Source organism: Polynucleobacter sp. (assembly GCF_018500155.2).
In the GTDB taxonomy this organism is placed as follows: domain Bacteria; phylum Pseudomonadota; class Gammaproteobacteria; order Burkholderiales; family Burkholderiaceae; genus Polynucleobacter.
The window spans coordinates 1-7,519 of the sequence record NZ_JAHBAK020000055.1; the positions used below are offsets into that span (position 1 = coordinate 1).

Sequence of the window (7,519 nt, forward strand, 5' to 3'; positions counted from 1 at the left end):
CCCTACAGGCGCAACACTTCCATTGGCTGATGTCACAATCGATATCCCCTGCGAGCCATCCAAGATGGTGGCAATGGCAGATAACTTTCATGCCCTAGTGACTAAACTTGAGCATGCCGTTCCAGCAGAACCACTATATTTTCTAAAAGGCAATAACTCCTTCTTAGCAGCAAATCAAGTAATTAAAACGCCCAAGTCATATTCAGGAAAAGTGGTTTATGAGGGCGAATTAGGTATTGTGATTGGTAAACGCATTCATGAGGTGGATGAAGCCCAAGCTGCTCAGGCCATCTTTGGCTATACCTGTATCAACGACGTGACGGCAATTGAAATTCTCAATCGCGACCCTGGTTATGCACAATGGACGCGCTCCAAAAGCTTCAATACTTTTGGCGTTTTTGGTCCATACATTACAACCAATGTTGACCCCAGCAAATTGACAATCAAGACAATTTTGAATGATCAAGAGCGTCAAAATTACCCAGTGGCAGATATGATTTTCCCACCCGCCAAACTCGTCAGCCTGATTTCTCAAGATGTCCCATTAGAGGCAGGCGACATCATTGCTTGCGGCACATCGGTAGGCGTAGGATCGATGAAACCTGGTAGCAATGTCAGCATCATCATTGATGGTGTCGGCAGATTGGATAACCGTTTCGAATAAGTTCGATCACCCAAAAGAAAAACCCCTTGCTGGTGTTCTTGCAAGGGGTTTTTTATTACCTAAAACAATCTTAGTAGCCCGATACAGAGGGCAGAGCAAGACTGCCTTTTGATGCCTGGACATTCTCATCCAAGTATTTAGTCAAAGCAAATACCGTGTTCAAGCAAGGAGTTGGAGTTTGCGTAATTTTGCCCAATTCAATCACTGAGCCCAACAATGCATCGATCTCTAAACTACGGCCAGCTTCAAGATCTTGCAACATCGAAGTCTTATGCTTGCCAACCTTTTCAGCACCAGCGATACGACGCTCAATATCTACACGGAAAGTGACACCCAATTTTTCAGCGATGGTTTGCGCTTCAGCCATCATATTGCGTGCTAACTCTTTCGTTAATGGATATTGGCAAATGCCTTCCAAGGTTCCGTGAGTTAAAGAGCTAATAGGGTTAAATGTCATATTGCCCCACAGCTTGAGCCAAATTTCAGAGCGAATATCATCCAAGATAGGAGACTTAAAGCCAGCGGCAGTCATCATCTCCGACATTTTCTGAATGCGATCTGTATTCTTGCCATCTAACTCGCCCAACGGAAAACGATTGCCCTCTACATGGCGAATGACGCCTGGAGCTTGCGTAAAGGTTGCGGGGTAAACAACGCAGCCAATAATGTTGTTAGGGTTGATCGCATTTTTGGCAAGACCACCAGCATCAACTGTTTCCACTGCATGATCTTGATATTCACCACCAAGCTTTTGGAAGTACCACCAAGGAATACCATTTTGCATAGGAATCAAAATGGTTTCTGGGCCCATGATGGCAGCCAGATCATCAATGATAGGTTCAACTTGGTGTGCCTTTACAGCCAAAATCACAACATCTGGTGTTTCAGCATCTCTGATTTTTTCTACCGCTTTTACCTGCGCAACTAATGGTTCGGGTTGGTCATCCATAATTAATGCAAGACCACGCTCCTTAATGGCAGCTAAGGTTGCGCCACGCGCCACCACGGTTACGTCATTACCGGCTCGCGCCAACATGACAGCAAGGTAACCACCAATGGCGCCACCCCCACCGATCACACAAATTTTCATAGGAACTCCAAAAGAATAGAAATTTTTAATTACTGATATTTTAATGTGAATGTTTTGCGGTGCAACAAATTTAATTGCCTAATTTTTAGGCAATTAGCTCAGTTAAACCGCTTTGAGCTCATCTTTTGGCACCAAGCTTCCCAAAATCATTCCTGCAATACTGGCCAATAAACCAGCTAATTGAGGGGGCATGATGGCATTCGGCGCCAAAATTTCACAACTAACCCAAATAGTGAGACCACCCACCACTGCTAGCAGCCCGCCCAAAGAATTAGCCTTAGACCAATAAACCCCAAAAGCAAGTGGTACAAAAGCGGCAACTAAAGTCACCTTATAAGCACTCTCCACCATTTTAAAAATGGATAGCTCAGAGTTCACCGCAAAGAATGTGACCACAACTGCAAAACAAAGAACTGTAATGCGCATGATTTTGAGTAAGTCATGATCAGATAAGTGCTTGAAAAAGCCTCTCACAATATTTTCAGCAAATGTAACTGATGGGGCTAACAAGGTAGCGCTTGCACAACTCTTAATTGCGGATAACAGTGCGCCAAAAAACATGACTTGAGCAATGATCGGGGCGTGATTCAAAATCAACCTAGGCAAAATCATTTGCGGATCGGTATTGAGATACTCGCTGACCAAACCCGGATCAATCAAAGTTGCTGAATAAGCCATGTACATGGGGACGAATGCAAATACGAAGTACAGCACACCGCCCAAAATGGCCGCATTCACAGCAATATTCACATTTTTGCTAGAGGTGATGCGTTGAAAAACATCTTGCTGGGGTATGGATCCGAGCATCATGGTACATAACGCAGCCACGAAACCTAAGATTGAGGCCAAATTCATTTCAGGCCAGAAATTACTGAACTGTCCGGCTGCAGCGGCATGCTCCAACACCACGCCAACACCACCAGTCTGCACAGTCATCTCACCGCCGATATACAGCATCCCAATCACAATAATGATCATCTGAATAAAGTCTGTAATGGCAACTGACCACATACCACCAAAGAGGGTGTAGATTAAAACGCTGGCAGCCCCAATTAACATGCCACCTGTTTGAGAAATACTACCTTCGGACACTACATTAAATACAAGTCCTAGCGCTTTAATTTGAGCCGCTACCCAACCCAAATAAGAGACCACAATACACAGGGTCACTAAGACCTCTACGGTGCGACCATATTTCTCACGGAAGAAATCACCGATGGTGAGCATGCGGCGGTTGTATAAATGACGTGCGAAAAACAGACCTACCAAAATTAAACAAAGAGACGAGCCAAAAGGGTCTGAAACTACACCCCCCAGACCCTCCTTCAAAAAAGTGGCGGGAATACCTAAAACAGTCTCAGAACCAAACCATGTTGCAAATACGGTAGCTGTCACAATTGGCATTGGTAGGCTATGACCTGCTGCTGCAAAGTCAGCGGTATTTTTCACGCGCAAAGCAGCCCATAGGCCGATGCCAACAGAGACCACCCAATAAATGATGACGAACCAAATCAGCACGCCAGATTTCTCCTTGCAGAATTTGGTGAAATTATATGGCTATGTCACTTTTGTTACTCAGGAAATCCACACCAAATTGAGGCCGGCACGTCTGACATAATGATTGGGTGAAAGCAACCAAAAGCAACCCTATCGAGCACTTAAATGCAGAGCTGGCTTATCAAAAAGCGATTTTAGGCTCAGTCTCTAGGACATTTGCTCTCACCATCCCTCTCCTGCCCCCCGCTATCGAAGTTGTAGTCGGGAACACTTACCTACTATGTCGCATTGTTGACACCATTGAAGATGCTGCAAATTTGCAACCAGAGACAAAACAACATCTGTCCAAATTGTTTCTTGATGCTGTTTTAGAAAAATCTTCGGTCCAATCATTTGTTGAACCATGTCTTCGTGCACTTCACGGATACGGGAATCCAGATGAGCTTGATCTGATTGCGCATACGCCAACAGTTCTACGAATTCTGCATACCTGCACACTTCAAGATCAAGCAGCTGTGAGCCGTTGTGTTTCTATCATGTCAGAAGGCATGTCTCGCTTTCATAGCAAGCAATCCCAAATGGGCCTAAAAGATCTAACAGAATTCGAGGAATATTGTTATGTTGTCGCAGGGGTGGTGGGCGAACTCTTAACCACCATTTTTAGCAATCACTCCAGTGAATTTGCCCGTAATTTTCAAGGGCAAGAAAACCTTGCCCTTGATTTTGGTCAAGCACTACAAATGACCAATATCCTCAAAGATTCTCCCGAGGATCGAGCCAGAGGCGTGTCATGGAAACCTGCTGGCATGACTCAATTAGACCTATTGCGAATTGCCCACATAAAACTGGAGGCTTCAATGCAATATATACTTCGGATCCCCAAAAAAGACATTGGGATTAGACGTTTTTGCTTTCTAGCATTTGGCTTGGCTGTAATGACGCTTTCTAAAATCGCTCAACGCGAACAATTTAACAACAAAGATGAAGTCAAGCTTTCACGAAAAACCGTAATGACTTTTTATGTATTTACAAAGTTTGGGGCTAGTAGTAATACCTTGATGAAGATCTTCTTTCGAATTGCTGCAAAAGATCTGCCAAAAAAATAGTGCTCTTAGAGAACGCCCTCATGCTTTAAGAGCCATACTTTGATTTGGCGATAAAAGCCAGGTGCATCTTCTTTCATAAAACCACCAATACCCTGGGCCGAAACTACCCGATGGCATGGAGTAACCAAAGGAAATGGATTTGCTCCACACGCTGTACCAACCGCACGGGGCCCGCTCTTAATCGCACCAGCAATTTCACCGTAAGTATTCGTCTTGCCCGTTGGTATCTCCCGAACACACTTCCATACCTTTTGCTGATGGGTGGTACCCATAGGCTTCATGGGTAAATCAAATTGAAAATGTGGGTTTTTGAAGTAGGCCCCGCACTGTTTTTCTACCTCTTTAGCCAGATCATTGCTGGGCTTTGATAAAGCAGTATCAGCAGCCAGGTAGTCGATTCTTGACAACATAAGACTCCCATCAACTAGCTCAGTCATCACTCCCAGCCTACCAAAGGGTGCCTGAATAACGCAATAACTTGCACTATCGTAAATTGGCTGCTTTTTGGAAATCCCCATAAAGGAGATTCTCACACAACTTTAGGCGTTTGCTGATGAATCGATCAATCCCCATTCGCGCTTTAATGATGGTTTCTATAAGTCTACTTTGCTATATTGAATCATCCTTCTTTTTTAGGCATAGCCCATGGATAACTTTTTTGACGATTGGCCACTTTACAGTCAGGTCGCTTTAATTCTATTTTTGCTGGCGCTTTCTGGCTTTTTCTCAATGGCCGAAACCAGCATGCTGTCCTCTAATCGCCATCGACTTCGGGCTATGGCAAATAGCGGCAACAGTGGGGCTGCATTAGCTGAGCGCCTGCTCAAAAGAATTGACTCTCTTTTGTCAGTACTCTTAATTTCTAATAATCTCATCAATACTATTCTGCCAATTCTGGTTACGGGAATAGCCTTACACCTCTTTGGAGATAGCGGCCTAGTTTTATCTATCGCCACTTTGGTAGTTGCCTTACTCATCATCATCTTTAGTGAAATTACCCCTAAAGTCATTGGGGCTGCTTTTCCTGAAAAGATTGCTGCAAATGTGGGCTGGCTGATTTTGCCGCTGACTTTCTTATTTAAACCCCTTTTATGGCTAATCAATCAGTTTGTATCTGGTTTGATGCGCGTATCAGGCTTGCAATCTTCTGCTGATAGTCGATCTATGAGTAAAGAAGAATTGCGAAGCTTGGTTTTAGAATCGAATCGCTTTGTTTCTAATCACCATCGCAATATTTTGCTCAACCTATTTAATTTAGAAAACATCACAGTTGATGATGTGATGACGCCTCGAGCAAAAATTGAAGTTTTAGATCTTTCTAGACCAATTGAAGAGGTTATTCAGCAACTAGAAACTTGCTATCACAATAAATTACCGGTGTGTGATGGCGACTCTGAGCGTATTGTCGGTATCTTGTCAGTTAAAAAGGCTCTCTCTTTATTGGGCGACTCGGATTTAACACACGAAGACTTTAAGTTGCTCATCAATGAACCTTATTTCATTCCTGCAGGCACGCCAGTATTGCAACAAATGCAATTTTTTCAGGACAATCAGCAGCGCCTGAGCCTAGTCGTCAATGAGTATGGTGAGGTGCTTGGTCTTGTCACTTTCGAAGATATTGTGGAAGAGTTGATTGGCGAGTTCACAACCTCATTTTCAAATCTTTCAACTGATCCACATTGGCTGCCCGACGGCACTTATCTGGCTAGTGGCGGCGCTACTTTGCGAGATCTTAATCGCTTACTGAATCTTAATCTTCCGCTTGATGGGCCGAGAACCTTAAATGGATTAATTTTAGAGAAGCTCGAGGCCATTCCTGATCATGATGTCAGCATCAAAATTGGCGGAGTCGTTATGGAAATCGTGCAATTTGATGAACAAGGTGTAAAGACTGTCAAACTGTATCGTCCACTGATAAATCAAACTCTAGCTTGAGTTTTTCCCATGACGACTCACTGATTGTTCGAACCTGGTATGAAATAGCAGCCCATGCTATTGAAGCTCGGGCCAGTGATATTCACGTCGAAGTCAGTCGTACAGAGATGGTGGTGCGCATTCGCGTTGATGGTTCATTAACCGTTTTTTCACACTACCCATTAGAAATTCATGAGCGACTGATTACGCGCATCAAGATTCTGGCTCGTCTTGATATCGCAGAGAAACGTCTTCCTCAAGATGGACACTTAAGCATTGGTCTCGATTTTGCAAATCCCAATATTGATTGCCGAGTCTCTGTATTGCCAACACTGTATGGAGAAAAAGCGGTCATTCGCATCCTACCTAATCGAATTGAAGAGTTGGCACTAGAAAAAATTGGTCTACTACCCGACCAACTTACTGTGATGGAAAGGGCTCTTCAAGAACCGAATGGTTTGATATTGGTCACAGGGCCAACGGGTAGCGGAAAAACGCGCACCCTCTACAGTTGTTTGAATGCGCTCAATCAATCTCATCGCAACCTTTGCTCCATAGAAGATCCCGTTGAAATCCGTCTACCTGGAATCAATCAAGTCGCCTATCACCCTCGAGCTGGATTAGATTTTCCTGTCATCATTAAGGCCTTATTGCGCCAAGATCCAGATGTCATCATGATCGGTGAAATTCGTGATAAAGCAACTGCCGAGCTCGCGATTCAAGCAGCGCAAACAGGACATCTCGTTTTGAGCACCCTTCACACGCGCAACGCTAGAGGTGTTCTACCTCGTCTCAAAAGCTTGGGAGTGGCTCTAGAAGCACTTGAATCATCCCTACGCTGTGTCAGTTCGCAGCGTTTAGTGCCCATGCTTTGCAGGGCATGCAAAGCATGGCCCCATCAAGATCGTTTTAGTTGCAGCGTCTGTAATGGGAACGGTTATTTAGGGCGGATCGGCATTCACGAAATCCTGACAATAGAACAACTTTTAGATCCCGACATTCCTTTTAAGGGTATCGCCAAGGCGGGTTTAAGTCGCCTTGAAGAAGGAATCATTGATCGAATTGCATTTGAGGCAGAGGTCGGTGCATGGCATTAAAAAAGGAGATTGAATATCGATTTGCCCAACAACTGCTGACACTTCTGGATGCTGGCTTGCCTTTATTAGACGCAATACGTCTGATAGCCGCATCTTCTGAGCAAAATCAACAATCATGGTTAAGGAAAATTCAGAATCAGCTGAAAAAGGG

The 7,519-nt window shown here is 44.2% G+C and carries 8 protein-coding genes; 5 read left to right on the forward strand and 3 right to left on the reverse strand.

From position 1 onward, the window contains the following. The coding region (locus KIH43_RS06935) for a fumarylacetoacetate hydrolase family protein (RefSeq protein WP_297719159.1) at nucleotides 1–664 on the forward strand (664 nt) is incomplete at its 5' end. Between the two features lie 70 nt (nucleotides 665–734). On the opposite strand, the gene KIH43_RS06940 is transcribed toward KIH43_RS06935, so the two are convergent. Together KIH43_RS06940 and KIH43_RS06945 are read right to left on the reverse strand one after the other, a co-directional pair. Then, complete coding sequence (locus KIH43_RS06940) at nucleotides 735–1,754, reverse strand: 2-dehydropantoate 2-reductase (protein WP_296967034.1); 1,020 nt, start codon at nucleotides 1,752–1,754, stop codon at nucleotides 735–737. A 102-nt stretch (nucleotides 1,755–1,856) separates the two neighbouring features. Beyond that, complete coding sequence (locus KIH43_RS06945) at nucleotides 1,857–3,272, reverse strand: sodium:solute symporter family protein (protein ID WP_296967035.1); 1,416 nt, start codon at nucleotides 3,270–3,272, stop codon at nucleotides 1,857–1,859. Nucleotides 3,273–3,379: 107 nt separating this feature from the next. Between KIH43_RS06945 and KIH43_RS06950 the strand changes: the two genes are divergently transcribed. Further along, on the forward strand, nucleotides 3,380–4,357 hold the full coding sequence (locus tag KIH43_RS06950) for a squalene/phytoene synthase family protein (protein WP_296967036.1): 978 nt from the start codon (nucleotides 3,380–3,382) through the stop codon (nucleotides 4,355–4,357). Between the two features lie 5 nt (nucleotides 4,358–4,362). Here KIH43_RS06950 and KIH43_RS06955 read toward each other — a convergent pair whose 3' ends face one another. Then, nucleotides 4,363–4,875 carry a methylated-DNA--[protein]-cysteine S-methyltransferase gene (locus KIH43_RS06955; protein ID WP_297719163.1) on the reverse strand — a complete coding sequence of 171 codons (513 nt, stop codon included), beginning with the start codon at nucleotides 4,873–4,875 and terminating at the stop codon, nucleotides 4,363–4,365. A 127-nt stretch (nucleotides 4,876–5,002) separates the two neighbouring features. Here KIH43_RS06955 and KIH43_RS06960 point away from each other — a divergent pair, with 127 nt between their 5' ends. From KIH43_RS06960 to KIH43_RS08920, 3 genes are all read left to right on the forward strand, one after another. Next, nucleotides 5,003–6,292, forward strand: a complete 1,290-nt coding sequence (locus tag KIH43_RS06960) for a CNNM domain-containing protein (RefSeq protein ID WP_296967038.1) — start codon at nucleotides 5,003–5,005, stop codon at nucleotides 6,290–6,292. After that, nucleotides 6,289–7,368, forward strand: coding sequence for a GspE/PulE family protein (locus tag KIH43_RS06965; RefSeq protein ID WP_297719166.1), 1,080 nt, complete (start codon nucleotides 6,289–6,291; stop codon nucleotides 7,366–7,368). Before KIH43_RS06960 ends, KIH43_RS06965 begins: the two co-directional genes overlap by 4 nt. Continuing rightward, nucleotides 7,359–7,519: type II secretion system F family protein (locus tag KIH43_RS08920; RefSeq protein WP_366069228.1), on the forward strand; the 161-nt coding region annotated here is incomplete at its 3' end. The genes KIH43_RS06965 and KIH43_RS08920, both read left to right, overlap by 10 nt.

Coding starts and splice junctions, on each gene's coding strand:
- KIH43_RS06940 (WP_296967034.1), bottom strand. CDS start 1,754: ATGAAAATTTGTGTGATCGGTGGGGGTGGCGCCATTGGTGGTTACCTT.
- KIH43_RS06955 (WP_297719163.1), bottom strand. CDS start 4,875: ATGGGGATTTCCAAAAAGCAGCCAATTTACGATAGTGCAAGTTATTGC.
- KIH43_RS06960 (WP_296967038.1), top strand. CDS start 5,003: ATGGATAACTTTTTTGACGATTGGCCACTTTACAGTCAGGTCGCTTTA.